11 protein-coding genes are annotated in these 16,576 nt (G+C 40.3%); 8 read left to right on the forward strand and 3 right to left on the reverse strand.

The window, feature by feature from the left end; genetic code table 11:
• Positions 1–5: 5 nt before the first annotated feature.
• Together CRO21_RS05185 and CRO21_RS05190 are read left to right on the forward strand one after the other, a co-directional pair.
• Entirely contained in the window at positions 6–443 is a 438-nt protein-coding gene (locus CRO21_RS05185; RefSeq protein WP_097078273.1) for an N-acetyltransferase, read from the forward strand.
• A gap of 201 nt (positions 444–644) precedes the next feature.
• Positions 645–857, forward strand: coding sequence for a KTSC domain-containing protein (locus tag CRO21_RS05190; RefSeq protein WP_087620688.1), 213 nt, complete (start codon positions 645–647; stop codon positions 855–857).
• 91 nt (positions 858–948) lie between these two features.
• Here the strand turns inward: CRO21_RS05190 and coq7 are convergent, their stop codons facing one another.
• Both coq7 and CRO21_RS05200 read right to left on the reverse strand, forming a co-directional pair.
• Complete coding sequence (gene coq7, locus CRO21_RS05195) at positions 949–1,584, reverse strand: 2-polyprenyl-3-methyl-6-methoxy-1,4-benzoquinone monooxygenase (RefSeq protein WP_097078274.1); 636 nt, start codon at positions 1,582–1,584, stop codon at positions 949–951.
• A gap of 25 nt (positions 1,585–1,609) precedes the next feature.
• Positions 1,610–2,911, reverse strand: a complete 1,302-nt coding sequence (locus CRO21_RS05200) for an MFS transporter (protein WP_097078275.1) — start codon at positions 2,909–2,911, stop codon at positions 1,610–1,612.
• A 146-nt stretch (positions 2,912–3,057) separates the two neighbouring features.
• On the opposite strand from CRO21_RS05200, the gene CRO21_RS05205 reads away from it, so the two are divergent.
• The 6 genes from CRO21_RS05205 to CRO21_RS05235 all read left to right on the forward strand — a co-directional run bounded on the left by CRO21_RS05205 (position 3,058) and on the right by CRO21_RS05235 (position 15,046).
• The gene (locus CRO21_RS05205) at positions 3,058–5,742 is read left to right on the forward strand and encodes an autotransporter assembly complex protein TamA (RefSeq protein WP_097078276.1); all 2,685 of its coding nucleotides are present in this window, start codon (positions 3,058–3,060) and stop codon (positions 5,740–5,742) included.
• Between the two features lie 27 nt (positions 5,743–5,769).
• Positions 5,770–10,287 carry a translocation/assembly module TamB domain-containing protein gene (locus CRO21_RS05210; RefSeq protein ID WP_097078277.1) on the forward strand — a complete coding sequence of 1,506 codons (4,518 nt, stop codon included), beginning with the start codon at positions 5,770–5,772 and terminating at the stop codon, positions 10,285–10,287.
• 298 nt (positions 10,288–10,585) lie between these two features.
• Entirely contained in the window at positions 10,586–13,225 is a 2,640-nt protein-coding gene (locus tag CRO21_RS05215) for a bifunctional aconitate hydratase 2/2-methylisocitrate dehydratase (protein WP_097078278.1), read from the forward strand.
• A gap of 305 nt (positions 13,226–13,530) precedes the next feature.
• Entirely contained in the window at positions 13,531–13,917 is a 387-nt protein-coding gene (locus CRO21_RS05225) for a type II toxin-antitoxin system death-on-curing family toxin (RefSeq protein ID WP_097078280.1), read from the forward strand.
• A gap of 50 nt (positions 13,918–13,967) precedes the next feature.
• Complete coding sequence (locus CRO21_RS05230; RefSeq protein WP_322853229.1) at positions 13,968–14,705, forward strand: hypothetical protein; 738 nt, start codon at positions 13,968–13,970, stop codon at positions 14,703–14,705.
• A gap of 2 nt (positions 14,706–14,707) precedes the next feature.
• Positions 14,708–15,046: a hypothetical protein gene (locus CRO21_RS05235; protein ID WP_097078281.1), complete on the forward strand. Its 339-nt coding sequence runs from the start codon at positions 14,708–14,710 to the stop codon at positions 15,044–15,046.
• Positions 15,047–15,131: 85 nt separating this feature from the next.
• Here the strand turns inward: CRO21_RS05235 and sstT are convergent, their stop codons facing one another.
• Positions 15,132–16,352 carry a serine/threonine transporter SstT gene (gene sstT, locus CRO21_RS05240; protein ID WP_097078282.1) on the reverse strand — a complete coding sequence of 407 codons (1,221 nt, stop codon included), beginning with the start codon at positions 16,350–16,352 and terminating at the stop codon, positions 15,132–15,134.
• Positions 16,353–16,576 lie beyond the last annotated feature (224 nt).

Genomic DNA, 16,576 nt, shown 5'->3' on the forward strand with positions numbered 1-16,576 from the left:
ATAGCATGTTTATAATACGTGAAGCCTTATCACAAGATATGCAAGATATATTAAATATCTGGTTGAATGCTTCTATTCAGGCCCATAATTTTATTCCAGATTCATTTTGGCATGAAAAAATAGTTGATATGAAACATGTTTATCTACCTGTCGCAAAAAATTATGTGATTGAAGATACTCATCGTATTAAGGGTTTTGCCTCTTTGCTTGAAGATCAAGATATGCTGGCTGCATTGTTTATTGATCCTGAATTTCAGGGTGTAGGATATGGTTCAGCCTTATTAAATTTTTTAAAAACACAATATCGCCAGTTAAATTTAAATGTATACGCTGAAAATACCGCTGCTGTTGAATTTTATCAAAAACATTATTTTAGTATTTTGACGCAAAATATTGATGCACACACGCAACATGCCGAATTCGCAATGTGCTGGAATCGGTAGCTAGAATCCAGAACTCAGCCATCCATATCGTAAAATTCCAACAAGCATATGCAAAAAAACTATAAATCAACACCTTAAACTTTTGTACAAAAGCCTTCTTTCATGCTATGACTGTCTAATGATTGATCATTGTGTTGATCAATCGGTATAAAAATTGCAAAGCTAGCTTGTACCGTTTCACATACAAAAGAGAGGTGCTTTATGCTCGATTTAAAAGTCACGATGTTTAAATATGATGCGTCCTCTAGATGCCTGAAACTATTTTATAGTGATGGCAGTGGGGCAATCTTTAAATCTGTGCCTGAATTTGTGCACCGGAATCTTTTGCGATGTGAGGATAAAGCAGCTTTTGTGCAGAAATATCTGGAATATGATTTACATTTTACCAAGATTACCTTGATGTCTGCTGCATAATAAAAAGCCCTGATTTGAGTGATCAGGGCTTTTTTAGTCATTTGATTTTTATCTACAATAAAATTATAAAGCATAACGAGTTAAAAGCGAATTATACATAATAACTGGTTTTGGTCATGGTTTTTGAAATAAGGGTCATGACAATACGTACCGGAACAGGCAAGTCTACACCACCGGCATTTAAGGCTGTATCACGATGATGTAACTCATCTTCATTCATCTGTTCCAGAATGACTTTTGAGCGTTGATCCTGTGCAGGAAGTTGCGCAAGATGAGAAAGTAAATGTGCGCTGACTTGTTTTTCCGTTTCTGCGACAAAACCCAAGCTGTATTTGTCACCGGCAATACCGGCTGCTGCACCCATGGCAAAAGACAGGCTATACCAGACTGGATTTAACAGACTAGGATAGCTATTTAACTCTTTTAGGCGATCTTCACACCATGCCAGATGATCCTGTTCTTCTTCGGCAGCATGTTCCATTTCCAGACGCACACTTGGCAATTTGGCTGTCATGGCCTGACCATGATAGAGTGCCTGAGCACAGACTTCACCACTATGATTCACCCGCATTAAACCTGCAACATGACGTGCTTCATTAATAGTCAGTTGTGAGTCTAAGTCGGTGGCTGGATTATGACGGTGTGCAGCGGTTGCGCCGGGCACCAGACTGCGTAGAGCCTGATCAAAAGAATTAATCATGCGGTCTAAACCGGTAAATTGACGCATCGCATTTTCCTCTGTATTTCTGTTATTAGGTATTTAAGCGCTGACGAATTTTGACAATTAACAGACCTGTCACTACAGCACTTAAAATAGCAGTAATGTTAAATAAATGTAATAATGTCAACTGTAAACTACTCAGTACGATGATGCAAAAAATTGCAGCGGTGACCATAAAAATCGCATTAAAAATATTATTAGCTGCGACAATTCTGGCACGTTGGGTTTCTGGTGATTTGGCCTGCATCATGGCATAGAGTGGTACGATATAAAAGCCGCCACTGATCCCGAGCAGGGTTACAGCGGCAAAAACATGGTAATAGCTAACGCCTTGTCCAAATACCTGTGCAATATTGAAATATTCGCCATGTTGTTGCGGCACACTACCTAATGCCCAGGATAAATAAAACGCAAATAGGGTTAAACCAATTGAACCAAGCGGTACCATTTTAATATTAACGCTATTGCCGCTAAGTTTTTTACATAATGCCGAACCGATCACTACACCTACGGAAAAGAAAGTTAGTACCACACTGGATACATTTTCATTGCCATGCAGATATTGCTGGGTCATTTGAGGAATTTGTGTGATGATTGTTGCACCGTAAAACCAGTACCAGGAGTTACCGAGTAAAATGAAGAAGATGAGCGGTAAACCATAGCTTAGTCGAATAATTTGCCCGCTGGTGACAAAAAAATTCCAGTTGACTTTCAATGTTGGATCAGCAATTTTTTGTTTTAAAATTTGGCGGCTGGAAAAATAGCCCATTACTGCTACAGCCAGAACAGTCAGGCTAATCCACCACATACTACCAGCCGAGAGTGAAATGACAATCCCACCGATGACCATACCGAGTAAAATGGCCAGTGACGTTCCGGATTGAAAGATCGCATTACCGGACATCAATTCCTGTTCAGTTAAAATATCCGGCAAGATTGCATATTTGATCGGACCAAAAAATGCAGCCTGTGTACCGGTTAAGAATAAAGCACACAGTAAAATCCACAAATTACCAAGGAAAAATCCGACAGTTGCCAAAAGCATGATGCAGATTTCGCCAATTTTAAGCCAGCGGATCAGTTGTGAGCGTTCATAGCGATCGGCAATCTGTCCTGCGGTGGCAGAAAATATAAAAAAGGGTAAAATAAACAAAAGTGCAGCAACATTATTTAATGTGCTAATGTTGATCTCACCACGGTTAATCCAGCCATAGGTAAACACCATGAGTAAGGCGTATTTATAAATATTATCGTTAAATGCGCCGAAAAACTGGGTGAGGAACATCGGTAGAAATCGGCGTGACATGAGCAAGCTGTTTGATTTGGTTGGCATTCATTCGCCCTGTAAATAGGAATTTTGGGTAAAATTTTGTCTATAGTTTAAGATAGTTTGTAAAGTATGAATATAGGTGCTTTACAAGTTGGCGTGAACAAAAGAGAATCATCTCTTGGGAAACGCCAAATTTAATTGAGTTCAATATGCCGAATCCAAACAAGAAAATACTTAATCGATCTCTATTGGCAATTGCTGTTGATGATTTATTGTATGTATCTCGTTATAGCAAAACTGTTTTGCTTGGTATAAGTTGTGTGTTTTCTACAGTGTCTTATGCAGAGGATATGGTGCTTTCCAGTCCAGATAGCAGCCATGTCGATACCGCAATTGAAAAACATGAACAGCAACAAACAGCACAAATTCAGGAAGCGCTACAACAACAAACAGAAAACACCCAGACAGATCAACAACATCTAAATGCCGCATTGCAGGAATTTCAAACCGAAGCAGTGTATCAACTGAATGATGCCGATATCCCATCTGTTGATCAGACCATGCTCAATGAAATTAATCAAATTGCGGCAGAAGCACAACAGGAAGCCAAACAGCAGGAACAACAATTACCTACAGTTAGACAAGCCATTGATGCACAAAAGGCAGATGATGCTTTATTGCAAACGACTGTCACTGCGCCACAGGATCAGCAGAATAAAGTGGATCAATTGATACAGGAGATTCAGGCAGATCAGGTACAATTACCACAATTTCAGGCAGATGTATCACGCGAAGATCCAAGCAATCCACAAACCAGTGCCATGACCGAAACCAAAAAACGTGGATTTTTGGCGCGGTTATTTAGACGTGGTAATGATAATAACGAACAGGTTGAAGTCTTGCCTAAAATCAATGTCACGGTAACAGGTACCAATGGCGAGCCGGCTGAGGCATTGCTGGCAGAAAATATTGAGGCCAAATTATCTACATTTACCGTTGATGCTTTTGAAGACTTTAATGTCGCTTTGCCACAAATTAGAAATTTGACCACGCAGGCAGCGCAGGCGGTCGGTTATTATGAACCCGGATTTAAGTTCACTAAAACAGATGACAATGATCTGGTGGTTGCGGTTAAACCGAATGAACCTGTGACAGTAAAGTCACAACTGATTGAATTTTCAGGTGCGGGTGCAACCCGTCCAGCTTTTCAGGTAATTTCCGTGGTACCAGATTTAAATGAAGGGGATATTTTTAATCACGGCTTGTATGAAACCACCAAAACCCGTATTAGCAATGCTGGCAGTGATCAGGGCTATTTTGATGCATATTGGCGCATGCATGATGCCAAAGTCACTTTACCGGAAAATACAGCAGACATTAGCTTAAAATACGAAACTGGTGAGCGTTACCAGTTGCAAGGGGTGGAATTTCGTATGAGCGATCCTGATAAGCCTTTTCCTTTGCGTCGTTCTGTATTAGAGAAACTGGTACCATTTAAGGACGGTGATGATTATATGAGCTGGCGGGTGAATTTGTTATCCAATAACCTAATTAACAGCCGTTATTTTAATTATGCACTGGTTAACGTCATCAAGCCGGATCCGCTTGATGTGCCATTGGAACTGCCTGATGATGTAAAACAGCTTTTACAACAGAGCCAAAGCCAACAAGATGCCACTGTTTCTAGCGAAGCCGATGATGCTACTGTAGTGAAATCCCAGCAAGTGGTTGATGAAACAGTATTTGCAGGAGCACAAGATGAGCAAACACTCAAAACCGCATCTGATACAGATCAATCAGACAATGATGATGAGAATGAGCAATTAAAGGCTCAGGCGCGACAAGATAAAAAAATTCCGGTGATTGTCTACTTGAATGCAGATACCTTAAATAACCTTGAAACGGGTATTGGTTATGGTACTGATACTGGCGTACGTTTGAGAACCCAGTATCGTCGTTCTATTGTTAATGATCGGGGACATAGTTTTGATGCCAACATGGAATTGTCACAAATCCGGCAATCCATTGATGGTCGCTATATGATTCCCTATAAAGATCCACTCAACGATTATTTTAACATTGTCGGTGGTTATGAACGTGAAGTACGAGATCAGATTGGACAAGGCGTAGAGCTAGATATTGAATCTGCTGTGATCGGTGCAGAACGCACCATTAAACGGCCTTTGGGTGAATGGCAGCATAACTTATCTGTGCGTTATCGTCTGGATCGAATCACCACCAAGGGCGACAATATCGATTATGATGATATTCCGGATGCCTTTAAAGTCATTAGTTCTGACCCAGAACAGGAATCCCTATTGTTTGGCTATGAAATTAGTCGGACCAATCAGGATAATCGGGTCAATCCGACCAAAGGTTTTCGTCAATTCTATCGTGCCGAAATTGGATCAAAAAGTTTGCTCACCGAAACAGATATGGCAATTCTAAATGCTGGATGGCGGTTTATCTATTCTTTAGGTGAAAATGCTGATCATCAATTTGTTGGTCGTGCCGATGCTGGTTATATTGTGACGGATAATTTTGATCAGGTGCCTTACAATTTACGTTATTTTGCCGGTGGTGACCAAAGTATCCGTGGTTATGACTATAAAAGTCTCTCCCCGAAAGAAGATGATTTATTGTTAGGTGGTCAGGCATTGGCTGTAGGCTCACTGGAATATAATTATCAATTTAAAGAAGGCTGGCGTGCTGCCGTATTTGCCGATGTGGGGAATGCCTACAATGAAGATTTTAGCAATGATACAAAATATGGTGTAGGTCTTGGCTTACGCTGGGCTTCACCAGTTGGTCCGATTCGTATTGATGTGGGTGCAGGAATTAGTGAAGACAGTATTCCGATTCGTTTGCATTTTTTTATTGGGCCACCTCTGTAATAAAAACAAATTTAACTTGGATAAGGTATGACTGAGCAATTACCAGAAACAACTCCTCCTCAACCCAAGGGAAAGACTTGGCGTATTGTGCGCTGGGTGATTCTTAGCCTGCTGGGTTTATTTCTTGCCCTGATCATTGCATTGGGCTTGTTGGCAAGTTCAGATCGGGGAAGTCACTGGTTGCTTGATTTTGTCATGAATCGTCAACAGATGATTCATTATCAATATGAGCAGGGGAATTTGCTTCAGGGCCTTATCCTAAAAGATATCTTGGTCAAGGTAAAAGATGTCGAAGTACAAATTGATCGAGCTGATGTACGTCTAGGCTGGCGGGCATTGGTCAATCGAGAATTGCATTTTATGACAGCCAAAGTGGCAACCGTCAAAGTCATTAATCACGCCCCCGAAAATGATGATCCTTTTAAGTTTAGTGAATTAAAACTACCTTTTGTATTACGTCTGGATGACGCCAGTTTAGATAAGCTGGTGATTCAATCGGCTAAGTCCACAGTTAATTTTTATGATATCGATCTTAAGGATGCTGTTTGGTCTGGTACCCGAATTGAGTTGGTGAATTCCTCAATGGCAATGGACTTTTTGAATGTCAAAAAAGTCACTGGTTTCATTCTATTACAAGATAAATATCCATTAAATCTGCGTGCAGATTTGACGATTCCGGCATTACAGGGCTTGAATTTGCATCAGATTAAAGTCTCTGCCCGTGGTGATGTGGATACCTTGAGAGCAGGGGTTGCCTCAGCTACGCCGGATGTTATTTCTGGTTATGTCGTTGCTCATCCAGTACGTAAAGATGTACCGATGCAAGGTAAATTAAACTGGCAAACATTCCACTGGCCAATTGCGCCAGAACAAAAGCTATATTCGGAAAAAGGTCAGATTGATTTGTCAGGAGATTTAAATCAGCTTAATTTTGTGCTGGATAGTGATCTTGAAGGTGAAAATATTCCCAAAGGAAATTATCAGGCACTATTAAATACCGATCTGAAACAGATGAATATTGAAAAATTCGTGGGTTCACTCATGAATGGTCAACTGGATTTAACTGGTCATCTCAACTGGGAAAATGCTTTAGTCTGGGATATCAAAGGCCGTGCTCAAGGGCTTAATCCGAAAGATAAAAATATTCCAGAAGCTATCCAAGGTTTTCTACCACCTGATATGAGTAGTCGAATTTCCTTAAAAGGTAGCATGGATAAACAATCGGATATTTTAGCGACTGTTGATTTTGATCGTTATGAGCGTTGGGATGTACACCTAAAACAAAATGCGCCGAGTAAAAATCAGTCGGTTGAGAAAAAGCAACCTTGGTTGATGAATGTGGTCTGGAATAATATCAATCGTGAAATGCCTTACATTGGCTGGCTGAATAGTCGGCAAGGCGATGTTGATATTGTGCTGGCAGAGCAAGGCCAAGATATCAAATTGGCAACCGATGTTGATACCAATGAAAAATCAAGTTTACCGGCTGGTCATTATCAATCGACATTGAATTTTGCCAATAATATTCTGAATATTAAAAACTTTAGCTTGAAGCAAGGCCAAGGGTTGCTTTCTGGTCAGGCTGTCGTGAATTTACCTACCGACAAAACACAGTTGAAATGGCATGCCAATTTAAATGCCAAACAATTTAATCCGCAAACCATTAGTCCTGCTGCACCGGTCAATCGTTTGGATGGTCATCTGACTGCACAAGGCTATCAGGATAATCTTAAACAGGTGATTCAACTCAAGGGAATTGATCTAAAAGGACAAATTCCACAAGGTAATACCTCACAAAGCATTTCTTTAACAGGGCAATCAACCGCTGTGGTGATCATGCATGACGGTAAAAAACAGAGCGGTTTAAGAAGCTATGCAGTACAGTATAACGGTGCCTTAAATGCACAGAATTATAGTCAGGGGCCTTTGCGTCTGAATCTTTCAGGCACGCCTAGCATGATCAAATTGACCGAGCTGTATCATCAGGGTGCGGCAGGCGAGATCAAAGCCAATGGGACTGTAAACTTGGCGCAGGGATTGGCGTGGGATATTCATGCCAATTTACAGCAATTTAAACCGCAATACTTTGTGTCTACAGTCAAGGGTGAGATTACCGGACAGGTCAATAGCACAGGACAATGGTCGGATCGGCAAAAACATATTTCAATTCGTGATCTAAATTTACGAGGTCAGTTAAATAATAAGCCATTATTGGGGCAGGGTAATCTGGCCTTGAGTTTTAGTGATGCCAACGGTTTTGTTCCCAAACAGTTTGAAGCAAATAATCTGGTGTTGAGTTATGCCAATAATATTTTGCATGCCAGTGGCAATGCACAGCGATTACAATTAAATATTAATGCTTCCAATCTATCAGAACTTTATCAGGGGCTACGTGGCACGGTAAAAGGCTTTATTTTTGTACAAACCCATCCGCAATTAAATGCCAAATCCAATCTTATTGTTCAGAACTTTGCCTATAACAATGTCGCCAGTATCGAAAAATTAAGCCTGATTGGAACTTTGCCAACGGGTGATCAGGCATCGCAAATGGTGATGCACTTACAGAATCTTCGCAGTGGTGAGCGTGGAATAGATGATGCCAAGCTGGAATTGCAAGGTACGCGTGCGGCACACCTTTTAAAAATTCAGGGTCAAAATAGCATCAGTAAGTTCTATCTACAACTTGCTGGCGGCTTGAACCAAAATAATGATTGGTTGGGGCAAATTCAAAACGGTTCTTTTGATTCAAAACGGGTGTCACTAAAACAAAGTCAAAATGCAGCATTGATTTTCCGTAAAAATCAGAATCAACTTGCAATTACCCAGCATTGCTGGATCAGTCAAGGGCGTGAACAAAGCCAGATTTGCTTGGATCAACCTTTGATTGCCAGTCAGGATCAGGGTGCAATTTCTGTGCTGATTAAAAATATCGAATTGGGTGATTTTGCTGCCTTTATGCCGACCGGACTGGCTTTAAGTGGTAAATTAAATGGTTATAGTCATCTGTCCTGGCTGAATGGTCAGCCCATGCAAATGGATACACAACTTGTCACCAAAAGTGGTAATATCGGTATCTCAAGTGAGGATCTAGATGTTCCAGCAGCTTCTCTTGCCTATAATGAATTACGTTTAGGGGCAAAAACGCTGCCTCAGGGCTTGGCACTGCGTTTAAATGCAGATACCCCATTACTGGGGACTGGCTTTGTCAATGTGCTGGTTGGTACTCAGGGTGAGGATAAAGCCATATCAGGTGATATTGCACTTGATCAGGTCAAACTGAGCTTATTTAAACCCTTTATTTCCGATATTCGTGTACTGGATGGAAAAATATCAGCCGCAGGGAAATTGAGTGGCACCTTGCAACAACCTTTGTTTAATGGAGAAATTCGGCTTAAGGATGGTCAGCTCGCTATGATCAGTGTGCCGCTGAATTTGCAAAATATTCAGCTTGCATCGTCGATCCGTGGCAGTCAGGCAACAGTGACAGGCGGATTTAATGCTGGACGTGGTGTCGGTAAAATTAGCGGTAATGCCGATTGGAGTGCATCACCAAGCATCAAACTGAATCTTTCAGGTCGGGAGTTACTGGTTGCACAACCACCAATGATTAGTGCCTCCGTTTCTCCAGAAATTACTGTGGATATTCGACCTGTACTCAAACAACTGACAGTTAATGGTAAGGTTGATGTGCCACGTGCTGTGATTTCCATGCCGGAAAGTAGTCCAAGTGTGATTGCAACGTCGGCAGATGTGCGGATTGTGCAAAGTGGACAAGACCAGCTTGCGATTCTTAAAGCATCAAAACCATGGAATATTCGCGCAGACATTGCGGTAAGTCTGGGAGATTCTGTGGTATTCCGGGGCTTTAATAGTGTGATTCCATTGGCTGGCCGAATTAATCTTTCACAACGTGGCACGGCAATTGCCATGCAAGCGAATGGTGCAGTCGGTGTCAGCCGTCAGGTTAAAATTGAAGCCTATGGACAAAGTCTGGATCTGAATCGTGCCATTGCACGTTTTGGTGGGGAACTGGCCAACCCATCACTGGATATTGATGCGACGAAGAATGTGCAAAACAGTACAGTGGGTGTACGTGTTACCGGTGTAGCAAGTCGACCAAATATTCAGATTTATAACGATGCCGGCTTGACTGAACAGGAAGCATTAAATGCCCTGTTAACTGGACGTATCAGTAATGGTTCCAGTGGTGTTAATAATACTGAGGGCTTTAAGTCTGATGTTAATAATACCATTGCTGCGGCCGGGATCAGTATGGGCTTAGGCGGCACCCGTGCATTTACCAATCAGCTTGGGCGTAGTTTTGGTTTAAGTGGTTTGGCATTGGATGCACAGGGTTCGGGTGATGATACTCAGGTCAGTGTCACAGGTTATATTACACCAGACCTTTATTTACGTTATGGTGTCGGAATATTTACCCCGGTGAATAAGTTGACTTTGCGTTATCAGGTCAACCGTCGTTTATATATGGAAGCCAGTTCATCGGTCGAACGTGCTGTAGATATTTTCTATAATTGGAAATTTTAACCGTACTGATGACGAGGAAAATGGATTCTCGAAATATCGCCATGCTAGCCAAAAGTGGCATGGCGAACAGGATATGCATTCAGCGTATAATAGGAAACAAAGGTTTAGTGCCTTAAGATTGTTGGCAGAGGACATGATGTCTGGTATTTATTTTAAAAATAATCAACATCATTTTTAAAGCACAGTTCCTGCATTAACTTTCTGGCCTAAATTTAGTAGAATTTGACAGTTCATATTATTTGTGTACGCAACAATTGCGAGTCATCACAAATAATTTTTTTAAAAAGAGGAATACACCGTGCTAGAAGCTTACCGCCAACACGTAGAAGAACGTGCCGCACTCGGCGTCCCACCGAAGCCACTTGACGATGCCCAAACTGCTGATCTGGTAGATTTGTTAAAAAATCCACCCGCTGGTGAAGAGGCGTTCTTAGTTGATTTACTTGAAAATCGTGTTCCGGCAGGTGTTGACCAAGCTGCTTATGTAAAAGCTGCATTTTTAGCAGCTGTTGCAAAAGGTGAAGCAACCTCTCCATTAGTAAGCAAACAACGTGCTGTAGAATTACTCGGTACGATGCTGGGTGGTTACAATGTCGCACCTTTGGTTGAATTACTGGATGATGCAGAACTTGCTGCTTTAGCCGCAGAAGCTTTAAAGAAAACCCTTTTAGTATTTGATGCGTTCCATGATGTTGCAGAAAAAGCAAAAGCAGGTAATGCCAATGCGCAAGCTGTTCTACAATCATGGGCAGATGCAGAATGGTTTACCAGCCGTAAAGATGTACCAGAAGAAATTAAAATCGTAGTATTTAAAGTTACTGGCGAAACCAATACTGATGACTTGTCTCCAGCACAGGATGCGTGGAGTCGTCCGGATATTCCTTTGCATGCCAATGCGATGTTGAAAAACGAACGTGATGGTATCTTCCCGGAAAAACCAGGCGAAGTTGGCCCATTAAAACAAATTGAAGAGTTAAAATCCCGTGGTATTCAGGTTGCCTATGTGGGTGACGTGGTTGGTACAGGTTCTTCACGTAAGTCTGCAACCAACTCTGTGCTCTGGTTCTTTGGTGACGATATCCCACACATTCCAAACAAGAAAGACGGTGGTGTGTGTCTAGGTTCTAAAATTGCGCCTATTTTCTTCAACACCATGGAAGATGCTGGTGCATTACCAGTAGAAATTGATGTTGGTGAAATGAATATGGGTGATGAAATCACCCTTAACATCAACAAAGACACTGCTGTTGTGACTGCATTTAAAAATGGTACAAAAATCGCAGAATCTGAGTTGAAAACACCTGTACTTCTAGATGAAGTTCGTGCCGGTGGTCGTATCAACCTGATCATTGGTCGTGGCTTAACCACCAAAGCACGTGAAGAATTAGGTCTTGCGCCTTCTGAATTGTTCCGTCATCCAAAACAACCAGAAGATACTGGTACTGGTTATACACTGGCACAAAAAATGGTTGGCCGCGCATGTGGTTTACCAGAAGGTACAGGGATTCGTCCAGGTACATATTGCGAACCAAAAATGACAACTGTTGGCTCTCAAGATACAACAGGTCCAATGACACGTGACGAGTTAAAAGACTTGGCATGTTTAGGCTTCTCTGCCGATCTAGTCATGCAGTCTTTCTGTCACACTGCTGCGTATCCAAAACCAGTTGACGTGCAAATGCAACATTCGCTACCAGACTTTATCATGAACCGTGGTGGTGTATCTTTACGTCCGGGCGATGGTATTATCCATTCATGGTTAAACCGTATGTTATTGCCGGATACCGTTGGTACTGGTGGTGACTCACATACCCGTTTCCCAATTGGTATTTCTTTCCCTGCTGGTTCTGGTCTGGTTGCGTTTGCCGCAGCAACTGGTGTCATGCCACTGGATATGCCAGAATCTGTACTGGTAAAATTCAAGGGTAAAATGCAACCGGGTATCACTTTACGTGATCTGGTACATGCAATTCCTTACTATGCGATTAAAGAAGGCGATTTAACCGTTGAGAAGAAAGGTAAGAAAAATATCTTCTCTGGACGTATCCTTGAAATCGACTTAACAGAAATGGAAACAGAACTGACTGTTGAGCAGGCATTTGAATTGTCTGATGCATCTGCCGAACGTTCTGCTGCGGGCTGTGCAATTACACTGTCTGAAGAGAAAGTTGCCGAATACTTGCGTTCTAACATCACCATGTTGAAATGGATGATTTCACAAGGTTATGGCGATGCACGTACTATGGCACGCCGTGTTGAAAACATGGAAAAATGGCTGGCAAATCCAAACTTGCTCAAAGCCGATGCCGATGCCGAATACACCAAAGTTTACGAAATCGACTTGTCTGAAATCACTGAACCTGTACTTTGCTGCCCGAACGATCCAGATGATGCAAAATTGTTATCTGACGTACAAGGCGTAAAAATTGATGAAGTCTTTATTGGTTCTTGTATGACCAATATCGGTCATTTCCGTGCAGCCGGTAAATTACTGGACAAAGTACCGGGTGGTTCTTTAACAACGCGTCTGTGGATTGCTCCACCAACACGTATGGACGAAAACCAGTTGATGGAAGAAGGTTTCTATAATACCTATGGTAAGGCTGGCGCTCGTACAGAAATGCCGGGCTGTTCATTATGTATGGGTAACCAGGCACGTGTTGCACCAAATACCACCTGTGTATCTACATCTACCCGTAACTTCCCGAACCGTTTAGGTCAGGGTGCAAATGTTTATCTGGCTTCTGCTGAATTGGCATCTGTTGCTGCGGTACTGGGTAAATTACCGACACCGGCAGAATATCAGGAATATGCTGCACAAATTGACAGCATGTCTTCAGATATCTACAAATATTTGAATTTTGATCAAATGTCTGATTATACTAAAGCTGCTGAAGGCGTAGATACCAAGAAAATTGCTGCTGCACAATTGACTTAATCTATTGAAATATAGATTAAATTAAGTAATGATAAGGGCTGAGTATCAGCCCTTATTTTTTGTAAAAATATTGATTTTTAAAAGCAACTATAAATTACTTGTAGGTAATTCAGATTAAAAAGGTGATATATGAATAAACGACTTAACCAATATGATGTAAATGATCGACGAATACGTGAAAAAACTAAGGTACAAGTGCTAGCAATACTACTTGAGGATAATGAAGCAAGTCGAAGAGTAATTCTACATAATACAAAACGGATCATTCAACAGCATAAAGCTGAAATTCAGGAATTGGCTTACAAATGAGTTTGATTAGCCTAACTTTTGTCGTTGCAGTGCATGATGAAATTTTGAAGCAAACGAGTGTTGGTCGAGCTGGTTGTGATATTGGCAAACTTGAAGGCGTGTTAAGTCGAATTGATCAACAGATGTATTACAGTGACGTTGATGATCTTTTTGAAATCACTGCATGGTATGGCATCGCCATTGCGAAAGGGCATGCTTTTGTTGATGGCAACAAACGTACTGGCTTAGCGGTAATGCTGACATTCTTGGAAATCCAAGGTGTTACAATTAAAGAGAAAACAGGACTAGATGACTTAATGGTTGACATCGTAGAATCGCAAGATGATCACAATATACTTGCTCAAAAAGTTTCTGATTTTCTTTATGAGTTGTCAGATATCTGATTTTAAATTTTAATAATTATGTCATGATTTTTATATTGATGGAATGAGTAATGATGAAGGAATATATTGAGCTTTTAGATAAGTATTATGAAATATTGTCATCTCTAGATGTGACATTTTTTGATAAACATCACCCAAATACAAAATTTCATGAAAAAACTGGCTTGTCTGGAGTATTTCTTTCGAGTTTACCAGAGAATTATTTTCAAGCTAAAAATAAAATCATGATTATTGGCTCCGAAACTACAGGTTGGGATATTCTTCAAAAGCAGCCATATTTAGGTTTGAAAGAATATATAAATAGTTCTGTAGAAAAACACAATATTTTTTTTCAAAAACAACTATCTCTTCAAAAACGTAAAGCAATTACCTTTCATGACTTTACACGACTTGTTGCGGAAAAATCAGGGAAAAATGGTATTGTTTATAGTAATTTGTTTTGTTTTTCATGGAAAAGAGGTAGTCCAATTAAAAACGAAAATTTTCATCTGATTAAAGATATATCAAAAAAATTGTTAATAGCACAGTTGGATTTCTTTAAACCTGAAATTATAATTTTTGCTAATGGTATGTCATCTGTAAAGCATAGAAGGGAGTATTTTCCTTTAGCTAATTGCACTAATACTGTAATTTATGAGGATGAAGGTATTTCAAAAGATCACCTCTGGAAATTTGATTACGATAAAAAATATTTATGCTATCGAATTCAGCACCCTTCTACGATAAGAGGGCGAGTGAGTGCTGAGAAAGCACGTCAAAAACTGATTTCTTTATTGCCAGAGATATAAATATGAAAATCGGCATTTTTTGGTATAGCAGAAATCAAGTCATTGGCATGGCTCATACCTTTGATTTGTCTGATACTGATTCATTAGGCTTAATAGATAGTGCTTATACTCATGTTGATTATTGGGAAATATTACGTCAGCAATTTATTGATCTAAAATACATTGAGTATGAAGAAATACCACGTGGACGTGTAATTTTTAATGTGCAACAAAGTAAGCAGATTGTTTATATGGATGCAAAATTATTTAAGACACAAATTGCTAAGCAGATTGTAGATTTTTTTAGCTTAAAATTTGAAGATGTAACTTGGAAGAAGGATCCGCATTATTATACAAAGTAGTTTAATAAATAAGGTAAGTGAAATCAATTGACATAGCGAAGGGTAGGATTGTTTTCACTATGTCAAATTTTTATGGATGATTAAATTACTCTAGTGTTGATAAACCTTCTTTTTGTTTTAACGCCTGATCTGCTGCAATGATAAACAATACATCCGTGGAGGAATTTAGGGCAGTTTCAGTTGAGTCCTGTAAAATACTAATCACCATACCGACAGCCACAACCTGCATAGCAATATCATTGCTGATGCCAAACAGGCTACAAGCCAATGGAATTAGCAAAATAGAACCACCTGCAACACCTGCTGTACCACAGGCACAAATTGCAGAAACAAGAGATAACAGCATCATGGTGCCAAGATCAACCTGTATATCAAGCGTATGTACGGCAGCCATGGTTAAAATACTGATCGTTACCGCAGCACCTGCCATATTAATGGACGAACCAAGTGGTACAGCGATGGAATATAAAGATTTCTCAACCCCCATACGATCTGCTAATGCAAGATTGACAGGAATATTGGCAGCAGAACTCCGGGTAAAAAATGCAGTCACGCCACTGTCTTTTAAGCATGTAAACACCAGAGGATAAGGATTGGCCCGAATAACAAAAGCCACAATCAATGGATTAATCACTAAGGCGACGAATAGCATCGTAGCAATCAACACCAATAATACATGCAGATAGTTTTTGATGGCATCAACCCCGGCATCGGCAATAGAAACCACTACTAAACCAAAAATACCAATAGGGGCACATTTGATGACCAAGGTAATAATATAGGAAATACTATTAGAGAAATCCCGAATCACTTGTTTGGTGGTTTCACCCGCATGACGAATTGAAATACCGATACCGATTGCCCATGCCAGCACACCGATAAAATTGGCATTGGCCAAAGCATGCACAGGATTATCAATAAAATTAAGCAATAAACCTTTTAAAACTTCACTAATATCACTCGGTGGTTGTACTGCTGCATCATAAGCATGTTTAAGATTTAATTCGGACGGAAAGATTAAACTTGCCAATACCGCAGAACCGGCAGCCAAAGTGGTACCAATCGCATATAAAATAAAAATATAGCGAATTTGTTTATTATTGGAGGGTTGATAATTGGTAATCGCAGAAATCACCAACATAAAGACTAAAATAGGTGCGACCGATTTTAAGGCTTTAATAAATAATTCGCCTAGAATCTCAAAATATGCGGAACTTTGTGGAAAGAGAAAAGCCACCACGATACCGAGAATAAAGGCAATAAAAATTTGTGTAACCAGATTTAGTTTAGTTAGTGTCTGAAACATTGGGATATGCGATTTAGCAAATAGAAAGGCGCAAAGGTTAAATCATTACAACAATAATGGCTAGAATTTTTATCAGGCTTCCCGACTTGGAAACAGTTGAAAATGTCTAATGGACACAAAATGTTTTATTTTTGGTGCTAAATATAAAATATTAATCTGACAGTTATATGATGGCTAGGCGCATTGGCGTTTTTTTGTATGCTAAAGCAAATTTTTCAATACAA

Origin of the sequence: Acinetobacter puyangensis (assembly GCF_900096995.1) — a bacterium.
Classification (GTDB): domain Bacteria; phylum Pseudomonadota; class Gammaproteobacteria; order Pseudomonadales; family Moraxellaceae; genus Acinetobacter; species Acinetobacter puyangensis.